Below are 13,946 nucleotides of genomic sequence, written 5' to 3'. Positions count from 1 at the left end.
TAATCAACTCCACCTAGCCACTATGACAAAGGGGTTAAACATGGCAGTGATAAAGACGAGAGAGATAAAAGAGATGACGACTCAACAATTTAATGAGCTGATGGATAAACTGGATCTACTAAACTCAAATCAATTGAAAACCTTAAAGAGCCAGATTAATCACCAACTGGATAAGACTAGCTCACCAGTACTATCCAGCGAAGAAAAAGACATGTTGTCAAAGCTCTTTGTCTAATTGGCGATAGACGTCAACATTGCAAATTAGCCCCTACCCAACTATGCTTCATATAGCATATTAAGTGATGGAGGCGGTATGCCAGTATCAGGGATTAGTACCGGTAACCAGATGATTCAGCTCTCTCAAAAGATGGCTGAGCAAGCCGTGCAGGAAATACAACAACCTGAACTTGCATTAGATGAAACTCTCAGCTTCAACAAAGTTGAATCACTTAACACCCTAATTGGCTCAACCCTTCCCCCTCCTTCAAACGATGCTATCGACCCTTTAGTATCACTAACTCAAGCAGCGACTTATAACCGAATCGGTGCGTCAGTTGTTGAAAAAAACAATGAAGTAATCGGCAGTTTGCTCGATATTCATGTTTAAAGTTGATTTTGTCTCACTTTTAAGCCGCTTAATTTATAATTTAATAATTATTTACGAAGACATATCTCTTCAAAAACATGACAATGCATGTTAGTAAAGTGTCATTAAAGACGTGATTTCTCTAGACAATCAATTAACGCTAACTATAAGTCTAAGAGAGTTCTTTAATGTTATTAGTAAGTTTTGCTTCAAAGGGGATTCTAAATGACCGCAAAGAACGATTTCATTCCTCAAGGTGTCGAGAAATTCGTTGTCCTTAACAGTAAAGGACAGATCATCACAGTTTCAGAAAAACAGTTCGCTACTGGGAATTACACACTCGTCGGTTATATTGATGACAAAGGTGAAATGGTCGAGGTATTGGAAACGCAAAGCGCACAAACCATTGGCTATACCTCGGACGACGTTGACGAATCCAGCAGTCTTGATAGCAATCTTCTGCCGGACGATGTTGGCGATATCATTGCCGCCATCGAGCAAGGTAACGATCCGACTCAATTTGAAGATATTGCCCCTGCTGCCGGTGGAAGTTTGAGCTCATCAATTGCTGGCGCGGCAACGGTAGAATTTAATAACCCTGAAGCAGACGTCTCAACATTCTTTGAAACCGGAGCTCAAGGTACTCCAACACTGTCCCAGACCGAGCAGTTGGACACAGACCTTACCGCAAATGCTTCCCCACTATCTTTCTCTGACATTATCGAATTAGCTGAAGATGACAATATCTCTGCAAATGTACCGACAGCAATTGACGACGACGGTAGCATCTCGTCTTACCAACTTGTCGATGATGTAGATAAAGGCATTCTGACATTCAACCCTGATGGTAGTTACTCTTTTGATACAAATGGGGAGTTTGATTCTCTCGCTGAGGGTGAGTCCGAGACTCAAATATTCAGCTACATATCGCTTGATGACCAAGGTGCACCAAGCGACCCCGTGACTATTACGATAGTCGTAAACGGTGTCAACGATGCAGCAAATATTGGTGGCGTAGACTCAGGAGAAGTCGTTGAAGACGAATCTGCCCCTTTCTTAATTGAAACAGGCCAGCTAACCATCACTGATATAGATGGCAGTAATGAAGCCCAGTTCAACCCTAATTCAGTAACTCCAAGTCAAGGGACACTAGGAACATTAACCATCAGTGATAGTGGGCAATGGAACTACCAAGTTGATAACAATTTGGTGCAGTATCTAGATGAGGGCGAAACTAAACTTGAAACGTTTACGGTTCAATCTATTGATGGCACACAGCATACTGTCAACGTTACGATTATCGGCGTTAATGATAGTGCTGTAATCGGTGGTACTGGTGTTGATGGTGTTGATACTGGTCAGGTCGTAGAAGACGAAAGTACGCCGCTACTCTTAGAGTCTGGCACTCTGACAATTTCTGATGCTGACGGCTCTGACCAAGAATCATTCAGAGTCGATAGCGTTGTAGCTGAACCTGATGTGTTGGGCTCTCTTACCATTGACGCTAACGGCAATTGGAATTATCAGGTAGACAATAGTTTGGTTCAGTACTTAGATGAGGGTGAAACTAAACTTGAAACCTTTACTGTGCAGTCTGAAGACGGAACTCAACATACGATAACTATAACCATTGTCGGCATTAATGATACTGCGATAATTGGTGGCATTGACACTGGCACAGTTACTGAAGATGAGAGTAACCCTTTACTCACCGAAACTGGTGCCCTTACGATTGCTGATGACGACGGGCAAGAACAAGAAGCCTTTGACCCTAGTAGTGTCGTGCCAGCGCAAGGTAACCTTGGTTCATTAACTATTGATGCGAATGGCAACTGGGATTACCAAGTTCCTAATGCCGACGTTCAGTTTTTAGGTGAAGGTGAGACTAAAGTTGAAAGCTTTACGGTTCAATCTGTCGACGGCTCTCAGCATTCCATTACCGTAACAATAATTGGCGTTAACGATTCTGCGATCATTTCTGGCGATGATATAGGCGCGGTTGTAGAAGATACTAGCACCCCTCTCCTTACCGATAACGGCTCTTTACGAGCGAGCGACGTTGATACCAACAACAGTGGCCTATTTAATATTAATAGTGTGTCAGCTGTCGGAGCCGTTCTTGGCAGTCTTTCTATCAATGAGTTAGGAGATTGGCAATATCAAGTCGACAACGCTTTGGTTCAATACCTAGGTGAAGGCGAAACCAAAATTGAGCAATTCACGGTTCAAACAGATGACGGAACAGAACAAGTCATCACGATCACGATCACAGGTGTTAATGACGGTGCAATCATCACCGGTGATGCTATTGGTGCAGTCACCGAAGATGAAAGTGATCCTTTATTGACCGACTTTGGCAAACTAACTGTGACTGATGTCGACCAAGGGCAAGCTGTATTTGATCCAAATGGCATCACGTCTGCGCCAGGTACTCTCGGCGCCTTAACAATTGACCCTGAAGGGAATTGGAATTACCAAGTAAACAACGCTGATGTGCAATTCCTAGGTGAAGGTGAAACCAAACTAGAGACTTTCACTGTTACATCTATTGATGGCACCGAACATACTGTAGAAATCACTATCACTGGCGTTAATGACAGCGCAGTTATTGGAGGGGATGATATTGGCCAAGTGATTGAAGACAGCGCCTCCCCTACTCTGCGTGATACTGGACTACTAACGATAAACGATGTAGATGGCTCTGATGAGGAGTCTTTCGACCCATCAAGCGTCGCTACCAATCCTTCCAACTTAGGCGCGCTCACTATTACAGCCGCAGGTCAGTGGGTTTATGAAGTTGACAACTCGCTAGTTCAATACCTTGGTAAAGACGAACAAAAAATCGAAACCTTTACCGTTAATTCATTGGATGGAACGCAGCATGCTGTCACCGTGACTATTATTGGTGTTAACGATGACGCCATAATTGGTGGTGTAGACTTTGGTGAAGTAACTGAAGATGAGAGCACACCATTTTTACAAGTCGGTGATACGCTTACTATCAGCGACCCTGATGGCGCCGATGAAGCTAAGTTCGATCCATCAACGATAGTGCCTCCGGCCAATGCCTTAGGTACGTTGACCATTAGTGAGAATGGCAGTTGGAGTTATTCGGTAGCGAATGATGATGTTCAATATTTGAAGTCTGGTGAGAGTAAAACAGAGATATTTACTGTTTCAACAATTGATGGAACTGAGCATCAAATAACCATTACAATAAATGGCCAAGATGATCCTGCAATAATCACTGGTGATGTTGATGTTCAACTCCTAGAGACCGACGCAATTCTAACAGATAGTGGCAAACTAACTGTTCAGGATGTTGATGGGCCAAACGAATTTCAGGTTGTCACCAACCAAGCCGGGAGCTACGGGGTATTTAATATCGATAAGGATGGTAACTGGACATACGTTACCAACGATGGATTCAACAACCTAAATACCGACAGCGTACCACTCGTAGATCAGTTTGTGGTCAAAGCAGCTGATGGCACAGAGCAAACTATCACAATGACTATATCAGGTACAAACGACCTTCCGGAACTTGTAGCTGATGTTGGCAAAATTACTGAAGATGGTATCAGAGACCCGAATACGAATACCGAAACGGGTTACATTATCGACGCACTTGCGAACGATAGCGATGTTGACGACACGGTTCTAAATATTACAAACGCTCAGGTAGCTTCTGTTAATGGTGACCCAAATAACCTCTTAGGTAGTGTTAGCGTTGTTAACAACCAATTAGTGTTCTTCACTAATGATGAGTTTGAATACTTAAACGATAATGAGTCAGCCACTGTCGTTATAAACTATCAGGTCACTGACGATCACGGTGGCGTATCACAATCCATGGTCACCATTACCGTAGACGGGGTCAATGACCCTGCTATTATCGATGGAGATGACACTAAAGTACTTAGTGAAACCGATGCACCATTGCAAACGTCTGGCAAATTGAATGTATCAGATGTTGATAATACTGATGAGTTTGTTCCTCAAACGGGCTATGTAGGAAAGTACGGTACCTTTTCGATAGATGCTCAAGGTAATTGGACGTTTGTTGCAGACGAGGCTTATGATTACCTCAATGTAAACAGTACACCTTTGGTTAGTGATTTTATCGTTAAATCTGTTGACGGCACTGAGCACACAATTCAGGTTACTATCCAAGGAACCAACGACGCTCCAGTTGCTTTTCATAGTACAGAAAATATCGATGAAAATGACGTTCTAAGCAGTAGTGTCCCGGCAGCATCAGACGTTGACGGTACGATTACTGCGTACCAACTCGTTGACGATATCCCCTCCGGTCAAGGAACACTGAGTTTAAACCAAGATGGGACATTCATCTTTGATACAGGCACTGACTTTGACTATTTAGCTCAAGGCCAGCAAACCTCTGTTTCCTTTACATATATCGCTATCGATAACAACGGGACAGCGAGTGAAGTCAAGACAGTTACCATCAACATAACAGGTGAAAATGATAGCCCTAGCCAAATTACGGGCCCTCTGATTGGTAATGTAGACGAAGATGGAACACAACTCGCCAATGGGCAGCTTGCAGTGGTCGATGCCGATCAAGGAGCATCACATACATGGTCAGCGCTTGGGCAAACAGACTCAACCTATGGTGACTTTGGCATTACTGCAGACGGTTTCTGGACCTACAACCTTGATAATGACAAAGCCCAAGAACTGGCAAAAGGACAAATCATCACTGAGCGCTTTGTTGTTCAAGCAGAAGATGGTCTCGGTGGGACTATTAGTCAGACCGTAACGATTACTATCACTGGTGAGAACGACGAACCAACTATCACAAACATTACGACGAACAATAACGTTGAAGAAGACAACGCCCTAGCGAACATGGTTACGGGTGACTTAGGTGTTACCGATGTGGATTTACAGGATGGGCACACTTGGTCAATTGATGGCCAAGAAGCGACATCCGGAACAGCGGCTTCAATAAATGCAACTTTTGGCACTATTACTCTAGACTCCAATGGCGTTTGGAAATACACGCTAGATGATACAAAAGTCGACTTTTTAGCAAGTTACGAAACTCGTGAAGAAACATTCACCATCAAAGTAGACGATGGCAATGGCGGTACTGATGAGTTTGACTTGGTCGTCACTATCAAGGGTAGCAATGATGTGCCAGATATCTCAGGTACTCTAACCCAAACTGTCGCAGAAGATGCTAGTCAGTTAACCGTTTCGGGAAACCTATCTGATTCCGATCCAGACCTGAGCAATACCCATAGCTGGTCATTAGTCGATCCTAACAGTGCCTCGGGTGAATACGGTCTGTTTAGCATTGATCCAACAACGGGAACTTGGAGCTACACGCTAGATAATGACAAAGCCCAAGAGCTTGCCGCAGGTGCTGTTGTTGAAGAACGATTCACTATCCAAGTAAATGATAATGATAGAGGCATAGACACTGAAGTTATCGTTGTCAGGGTAACTGGTACCAACGACGACCCGGTAATAGACACTACGTTAAGTACTGCGACAGATGATCTCGTAGAAGACGTGACTGTAACTGGTGGCGGTACGCTTATCGCAGACGATATTGATACAGAACTCACACCTGACACCCTAACCTGGTCTATCAAAAACTCAGACCAAGGGCTATTCGGTACAGTTAGCCTCGATAATAATGGCAATTGGGTTTACAACCTTGATCCTGCGTTATCTAACCGTATGGAAGAAGGCAAAAATTACCAAGACACATTTACAGCTGTTGTTTCTGACGGCAACGGTGGTACAGACGAAATTCCTATCGTCGTTAACATTGTAGGTAGTAATGATACGCCTGAGATTACCGGCAGAACAAGTCGAACACTGACTGAAGATGTAGAAGCATTTCGCCGTGGTCGCCTTTACGATAATGACCCTGATGACAACAAAGACATCACTTGGACAATAGATGGTGCTGAAGGCAAATACGGTACGCTAACAATCGCAGATAATGGTCGATGGACTTATACTCCTTCAATGACACAGTCGCAGGATGACGCTCTACAAGCATTGTCTGAAGGGGAAGTTGGTACCCTTGAAACGTTTACCGTCCATGCAACAGACCAATACGGAGCAACAGATAACGTTACCGTAACCATTACTGTGGTTGGTACCAATGATCAACCTTCAATAGTTGTTAACGAACAACTCAATGGCTCTGTTACAGAAGACACCCCAGACCCGAGCCAGCCGATTACAACAACGGGTGACCTATCAGTAACTGATGTGGATACGCTTGACACCCACACTTGGTCTTTAAACTCAGATCAAGGTAAGTACGGAACCATATCCATAGATAATGATGGCAAGTGGACTTACGAACTCAATAATTCAAACTCGAGCGTTCAAGGACTGTTACCTAACGAGTCTTTAACCGACACGTTTACCGTCACGGTTACAGACAACAATGGTTTAAGCTCTACCACGGAAACTATCACCGTAACGATACACGGTGACAATGACACTCCGTCTTTGTCTGGTGATACTGGTAGCGTAGTTGAAAATACAAACAATAGAGATTCTGCTCAAGGTCAATTAGTCGTCTCTGACATTGATGTAAACGACTCTCATACTTGGGATGTTCTCGATACAGATCCAGCGGGTGATCCAGCCGGAAAGTATGGGTCGCTAATTGTTGATCAAAACGGTAAATGGACTTACCAATTACACAACGATAAGTTTGAAACACAGCAAATTCCACCCGGTGAAACGAGACAAGATATCTTCCAAGTTGAAGTAGAAGACTTAAATGGAGCAACTGCTATTATCGACGTGGTGATCAATGTTGCCGGTGTTAATAACCCACCAGATATCATCATTACCGATACTTACTCAATTAAAGAAGATGCCATACCTGATACCATTACCGGTACCATAAATTCTGGAGACCCTGATGATGGAGAGTCACTCACGTGGAGTATCGTCGGTTCGACTGGCCAGTATGGCACCCTTACATTCATTGACCCAACCACTGGTGAGTTCTCTTATAAGCTAGATAACTCAAACCCTGCTGTGAATGCGCTAACTGATGAAGATATTGCAGGTCTACAAGATGTCATAACCATTCGAGTTGTCGATCAATATGGTCAATCATCGACCAAAGATCTAACCATCAACATCGACGGAACTAATGACGCACCAAATCTGTCTGGAAACCTGTCTCCGCACACGACAGAAGATACCGTTACTACCACTGGCAATTTATCCTCAGGTGACCCAGATGCTGGTGATACCCACACCTATTCTGTTGATAACGGGGCTGGTAGCTATGGTAGCTTCAGCATTGATTCCGATACTGGGAAGTGGACTTATACATTAGATACAACCCAAGTTCAGCAACTAAACCCAAATCAAAGTTATCAAGAAACCTTTAATGTCACCGTAATTGACAGTAAAGGAGAAACATCGACAAAACCCATCACGATTACTATTGACGGTGTTAACGACTCTCCAACCATCACTGGCGATTTAAGCGCAACATTTTTGGAAGACTCAACCGATCTCGTTACCGGCAAACTGAACCTGATTGATATCGACGATGGCGATTCACCAACCTTCAATGTCATCAGTGAAAGCACCCCCTCTCAAGGAAACTACGGCACCTTCTCTATTGATGCTCAAGGTAATTGGAAGTTTATTCCGAACGATTCTGCAATCAACAGCCTTGAACAAGGTGCGATCGTCACTGAAACCTTTAACGTAATTGGTAAAGATAGTTTTGGGGCTGTGATCACTGATCAAGTCGTGATAACCATTAATGGCGAAAATGATCCACCAATCATTAGTGGTGATAACACAGGTTATATCGTTGAAGATGATGCAGGCCGCAATGACGGTTCTTTGTCGATAACCGAAGGCCAGTTGACCGCTATAGATGTTGATGATAACTCATCGATTTCTGGCTGGAGTATAGATAGCAGCCAAAGTACAGGCCTTGGCACATATGGTCAGTTTACTATCACTGACGATGGGAAATGGACCTATCAAGTAGTAGGAAACGCCATTCAAGACCTAGATCCAGGCCAAGTAGTTACAGAGGAATTTTGGGTTATTGGTACCGACGACAAAGGCGAAAACTCACAACCTTACAAAGTAACCGTATTTGTCCATGGTTGGGATGACGATGCTGCGGGCGGTGGTGGTGGTAACCCACCCGACCGAATTGTAGACATCACCGAAGGCGATGAAACTGCTGGCCCAACAGAGTCGGTAGAGATCCCTGTTGGTGGTGGTTTAAATAATTCAGCGACAGCAACACCTCATTCAGGCGGTGCATATGGTGAATTAGTCTACGATGACAGCGCCAAGAAATGGTTCTATGTTATCGACAATAACAATCCATTAGTAGATGGCTTACAAGAAGGTGAAACAGTCACTGAGGTTTGGCACATTTCAAACAATGGCGTCACCTTCACAGTTGAAGTCACCATCAAAGGTGTCAATGATGCTCCGCAAATTTCTTACCAACCAATCTCGATATCTGAACCCGATGTCATTGGCGAGGTTACCGAAGATGTCACTCTATCTAGCTCAGGAGTGCTAGAAGATAACGACCCTGACTTCAACGACTCACAAGATTGGGTAATTGTCGATACAAGTAATGGCAACAGCGAAGTAACCCAACTGCAAGGTGACTACGGCACACTAACCCTAAACCCTGATACAGGAGAGTGGGAATACAATATCGACAACAACGCCGTTCAACCATTGAATGCTGGTGACGTTGAATACGATACCTTCACCGTAAAAGTGACCGACGAAAAAGGTGACTCTGATACGCAAGAAATCAAGATTAAAGTAAATGGTTCTGCGGATGATATCACCGTGGATCCAGATGTTATTTTAGAGCTCGATGCAACAGAAGACCAAAACAACACCTTTATCCAGAGTGGCAACCTTACGCCTCCAAGTGAACTTGGTAGCAATCCTACTTGGCAGCTTGTAGATGGCTCAGGCACCTATGGAAGCATAACTATCAATCCTGATGGTAGTTATGAGTACACATTAGATAACAACAGTTCAGCCGTTCAGTCACTAAGGGAAGGTGAAACAGTGACGGATACATTTACCGTATTCGTCACTGATCAATATGGTAAAACGGTTGTCGATGAGAATGGCAACCCGATTCCACTAAAAATCGAAGTCGAGGTGACTGGCACAAACGACGCCCCTGTGATTAGTGGAGCTACAACGGGCTCAGTCAGTGCCCAAAACACCAGTAACATCACTGGTCAACTTGCAAGTGGTGACGTTGATACTGGCGATACAGCAACGTGGAATCCATTAACCACGATCAATGGTCAGTACGGTACATTTACACTTAATTCAAACGGCAAGTGGACCTACGATCTCAACGAAAACCATCCTGATGTCATTGCATTGAACCCGAACGAAACGCTGACAGAGTCCTTTCCCGTATCTGTGACCGATGGTGCCAATGCTACGGACTCAACAAACGTCGTGATCACGATTAAAGGTACCAACCAAGAACCACAGATCACAGGAGATGTCACGGGAGAAGTCCAGGAAGACATTAAAGTGACTACTGGAGAACTGCAATTAACTTCGATTGATGTTGATAATGCTGATTCGGTAACTTTTGCACCAAAAGACCTTTCTGGTACATACGGCCAGTTTGTTCTCGGATCCGACGGAAAGTGGAGTTACACGCTATACAATGACCCACATATTCAAGCACTGCCTGAAGGCGCTATTGTAACTGAAAGCTTCTTCGTAACTGCGACCGATAGTTTTGGAGCAGAAGTCACTCAAGAAGTTGTTGTTACTATATTAGGTGACAACGATATCCCGACAATCCAAGGTACAACGACGGGAACAGTAACCGAGGATAGCCCTACGCTTGCAACCGGCAATCTCGGGGCGAATGATGTCGACTTTGGTGATGTACTTAGTTATCAAGTCGTCAATTCAGGCACCTTTGGTTCAAACGTGACCATAGATGGAAACACTTGGAAGTACGAGCTCAATAGTGCTCATCCAGATATCAATGCGCTCCCGAAAGGTGGTTCAACAACCGACACTATCTCCATCGTTGCCACTGATGGAAAAGGAAACTCTGTTCCGCTTGATATTACTATCACCATTAATGGTACGAATGATGCTCCTGAAATAGCGACGATTGCAACGCAAACCGTAGCCGAAGACGATACAAGTCCACTTACAGGAACGTTCGACAGTGGGGACCCAGATATTGGAGATGCCATCACTTGGAGTGTCATCAATTCTGATCCTAGAGGCACGCTAACGATTGACTCATCTAGTGGAGATTGGGAGTTTACTTATGATAATAACCTTCCTGAAGTACAAGCGCTTGCGGTAGGTGAATCATTAACCTTGCAATATGAAATCAAAGCTAAAGATGAGCATGGCTTAGAGGACACGCAACCCGTTACATTTAAGATAACTGGTACCAATGACTTACCTGAAGTTACCCAAGATTCTGTAACAACCGGAGAAGTATTTGAAGATCCTAGCCAAGGTTCGGGAACTGCAACAGGTACTATCGATATCGATGATGTCGATGCATCAGACAATCACTTATTCACTTTTGACAACAATGCGGGCTCTCAGACCAAGCAAGGTCAATATGGTGAACTTACGATTGATAAGAACACTGGTGTTTGGACCTATGTCATGACGCCAGCGCTAGTGGAGTCGTTGACTGATACAGACCAAAACATCTTTGACACCTTTACGGTTACTATTGATGATGAAAATGGTGGAGTGATAACTCAGGACGTCGTTATTCAAGTATTTGGCGATAATGATGTGCCATTCGTGGTTGACAACCAAACAGATACTTCAGGAGAAGTTACTGAAGATGGTACGGCTTCGGAACAATCTGCGACTGGCACAATCACCGCTGATGATGCAGAAAACCAGGATTTAACGTTTAGCCTAACTTCAAATCAATCCCAGTATGGTACTTTCTCTGTCAACAATGATGGAGAATGGGACTACGTACTTGACCCAGTTAAATCTCAAACATTACCTGCAGGCATAACGACTGAACAGTTTGTTGTCGCGATTGAAGATACCGAAGGTAAATCAGTAAATCAGACCATTACTATCACCTTAAACGGAAACGACGATTCTCCAATCATCGAAAATACAAGCGAAATATCAGGTAGTGTTACGGAAGATGGCACAGCATTAGAGCAACAAACATCAGGAAAAGTTGAAGCGTCGGATCCTGAAGGCGGCTCTGTGACGTTTGAGCTCAACTCCCCTGCTTCGCCTTATGGTACCTTTATTCTACAGCCGAACGGAGAATGGACATACACATTAGACCCTGTGCTATCTCAGGCCTTGCCTGGCGGCATAACTGAAGAAGTCTTCACTGTCGTGGTTAAAGATAGTTCGGCAAATGAAACCAACCAACTCATTACCATCACGCTAAATGGTAATAATGATCCTGCGACCGTTGATGGCGTTGCCGCAGGACAGGTCAAAGCGGGCTTTGTCGACCAAGCTTCGGGATTGCTAACTGTTGATGACGTGGATACTAACACCAGTAACTTAACATGGTCCGTTGATGATACCAGCGGTAGCTATGGCACACTCTCGTTTGATGATTCAACCTTGACGTGGACGTATACACTCACTCCAGGAGCAGCTGATACACTATCTGCGGGGCAGACATTTGATGAACTGTTCACAATAAACGTTAGTGATGGAACAACCATCACGGCTAAACAGGTCACAGTGACTGTTCTTGGTACTACACATATAGGTTCATTGGGCTCCGATATTCTCGTCGCATCTAGTTATGACGAGATCTTATGGGGAGGCCCTACTGATGGTTCTGATATTGGCACCTCAGATACCTTCCTATGGAGCGATAATGTACTGGGAACCAGCGCAACACCTGGAGATGACATCATCAAAGATTTCGATGTCAACGCTGATGTTATCGACTTGGAGCAAGTTTTCAATCTGACCGGCGCATGGGATTCGAGCACTCTAAGCAACGAATTAACCATTACTGAGGTGGACGGGAACGCAGTACTGCAAATCACACAAACTGATAGTCAGTTACTTCAATCCATTACGCTTGATGGTGTGAGCTTATCAAACTTATACGGCCAAAATGTTGATAACCTCTCTAATCAAGAGCGCGTTAGTTCTCTCGTTGAGACAGGTCAACTCGTTGTTTCTAAGACCTTTGGACATGAGGGCAATGACACCCTTAGTGGAACCTCAGGAAATGATATATTGACTTCGGGAGGAGGCATCGACAGCTTTGTGTTCTTACAAGAGAACTCTGGTAGCACTAATACCATCACCGATTATGACCCAAGTGGTGATGAAATTGATCTCACCGATCTACTCCCAGCGAACACCAGTGTGAGTGATTTACTCGACGCAAACTTAATTCAAGTCACCGTCAATGACGATCCTGCACTGCCAGATAGTTCAGCAAGTTCATCTACAACGATTACCGTAGAGGATACTACTGGTGCGGTAACGAATATTACTTTAGAAGGGATTGGTTGGCATACGCTCAATGTGAATAATGTAAGTGACGTAAGCTCGATCACTACCGAGTCGCTGCTTAGCACCTTACATGTTTTAACAGAGCATAATTAGTTTTTGGGTACGCCGCCCTTTAGGGGCGGTTTACTCTTATCATTATGCCTAAAAAGGTAAGTTAGGCTAACGCCAACCCACCGCTCCCTACTAGCAAAGGCATAAAAGCGAAAAACACATCGAAATACTCACTTCTCTTCGATAACCTAATCAATATTGGTGCTGAGAAGAACATAACAATCAAATACTGAAGAACGTAATCCTGAGGGATCAATAACAGCATACTTACATGCGAAAACAAATGTGCTAGCACACACCAATAGTGGGGTTTAGTACGCAGTACCAAAGCAAACGTAAATATAAAACTAATAACAATCGGCATACTACATCTATATGATAATAATTCTCACTTGCATTATAGTGTAGATAATCACTCAGGTTCAACTCATAAGGACAATTAGTTCACAATTCCTTACGGATACAAACTCAGGACGACCCCCTCCTCAATAGCATGCGCTAAACAAAGGTTCATGTTCAAAGTGTTTCTATCAACTAAGCAGATAAATACCCTCTTACTATTAATCAACATAATAAGTAAAACTATCAATGATTTTTCTCTTAAACGTTTGCGTAATCGCTAACCTTCTCTTAACCTCTAATTGAGGCTTTCATCACGGTTTTTCCATTGCTATAGTTAACCCATCAAAACGAACAAGACCATTCGAGGCATGGAGCTTCCTCACTAATCTCAAGATGAGAAGAATTGGTACCGACAGAATTC

Annotated in this window: 3 protein-coding genes; all 3 read left to right on the top strand. The window is 43.8% G+C overall.

Translation table 11 applies throughout. The annotated features are described in order from the left end of the window. Positions 1 to 40: 40 nt before the first annotated feature. Positions 41 to 235 (top strand): hypothetical protein, encoded by a 195-nt coding sequence (locus J4N37_RS24215; protein ID WP_010452353.1) that lies wholly within the window; start codon positions 41 to 43, stop codon positions 233 to 235. A 78-nt stretch (positions 236 to 313) separates the two neighbouring features. Continuing rightward, on the top strand, positions 314 to 607 hold the full coding sequence (locus J4N37_RS24210; protein ID WP_252042637.1) for a hypothetical protein: 294 nt from the start codon (positions 314 to 316) through the stop codon (positions 605 to 607). Between the two features lie 204 nt (positions 608 to 811). Then, complete coding sequence (locus J4N37_RS24205; RefSeq protein ID WP_252042636.1) at positions 812 to 13,225, top strand: VCBS domain-containing protein; 12,414 nt, start codon at positions 812 to 814, stop codon at positions 13,223 to 13,225. Positions 13,226 to 13,946 lie beyond the last annotated feature (721 nt).

The sequence above is a fragment of the Vibrio sp. SCSIO 43153 genome (genome assembly GCF_023716625.1).
GTDB lineage: Bacteria > Pseudomonadota > Gammaproteobacteria > Enterobacterales > Vibrionaceae > Vibrio > Vibrio rotiferianus.
Note: the sequence above shows the minus strand (reverse complement) of the source record. Positions and strands in the feature narration are given on the sequence as shown.

What these genes read in the sequence shown, in the direction of transcription:
- J4N37_RS24215 (WP_010452353.1), top strand. Translation starts at nt 41, where the DNA reads ATGGCAGTGATAAAGACGAGAGAGATAAAAGAGATGACGACTCAACAA.
- J4N37_RS24205 (WP_252042636.1), top strand. Translation starts at nt 812, where the DNA reads ATGACCGCAAAGAACGATTTCATTCCTCAAGGTGTCGAGAAATTCGTT.
- J4N37_RS24210 (WP_252042637.1), top strand. Translation starts at nt 314, where the DNA reads ATGCCAGTATCAGGGATTAGTACCGGTAACCAGATGATTCAGCTCTCT.